The sequence below is a fragment of the Mesorhizobium sp. M7A.F.Ca.MR.176.00.0.0 genome (assembly GCF_004023165.1).
Classification (GTDB): Bacteria; Pseudomonadota; Alphaproteobacteria; order Rhizobiales; family Rhizobiaceae; genus Mesorhizobium.
Genome location: NZ_RZTC01000300.1, coordinates 1 through 825, shown reverse-complemented (window position 1 = coordinate 825; position 825 = coordinate 1). Strand labels below are relative to the sequence as shown.

Here is an 825-nt window from a genome sequence, read left to right as displayed (position 1 = left end):
AGCTTGAGCCTCGGCTTGCGCGGGCCGGTCTTCGGGGTGACCTCCGCATGTGCCTCGGCCAACCATGCGATCGCCTCGGCGGTGGACCAGATCAAGCTGGGCCGGGCCGACGTAATGGTTTCCGGAGGCAGCGACGCACCCTTCGCATGGGGCGTGCTGAAAGCATGGGAAGCAATGCGCGTGCTTTCACCCGATACCTGCCGGCCCTTCTCCGCCGATAGGAAGGGCCTGGTGCTGGGCGAGGGTGCGGGCATGGCCGTGCTGGAAAGCTACGAGCATGCCACGAGGCGTGGTGCCACAATTCTTGCCGAGATCGCCGGCGTCGGCCTTTCCGCCGATGCCTTCCACATTGCCGCGCCATCTGTCGAGGGGCCAGCGTCGGCGATGCGCGCCTGCCTTGCCGATGCCGGGCTGAATGCCGAGGACGTCGACTACCTCAACGCGCACGGCACCGGTACCAAAAGCAATGATCAGACTGAAACGGCGGCGATCAAGCGTGTGTTTGGAAACCACGCTTATTTGATGTCCATCTCTTCCACCAAGTCCACGCACGCGCATTGCCTCGGCGCAGCGAGCGCGCTTGAAATGATCGCCTGCGTGATGGCAATCCAAGAGGACGTCGTGCCGCCGACCGCCAACTATCGCGAGCCAGATCCCGCTTGCGACCTCGACATCACACCCAATGTGCCGCGCGAGCGCAAGGTGCGCGTCGCCATGAGCAACGCCTTCGCCATGGGCGGTACGAACGCAGTTCTGGCATTCAGGCAGGTGTAGAAGCCATGCAAGACGCCTCATTTGAGGTCACCTGTCGTATCTAGCTGCTTG

General features: G+C 63.2%; 1 protein-coding gene. It reads left to right on the top strand.

The window, feature by feature from the left end; translation table 11 throughout:
• Positions 1-774 (top strand): beta-ketoacyl-[acyl-carrier-protein] synthase family protein (locus EOB59_RS34975; RefSeq protein ID WP_164895871.1); only part of this gene is annotated, 774 nt, incomplete at its 5' end.
• Positions 775-825: the final 51 nt, after the last annotated feature.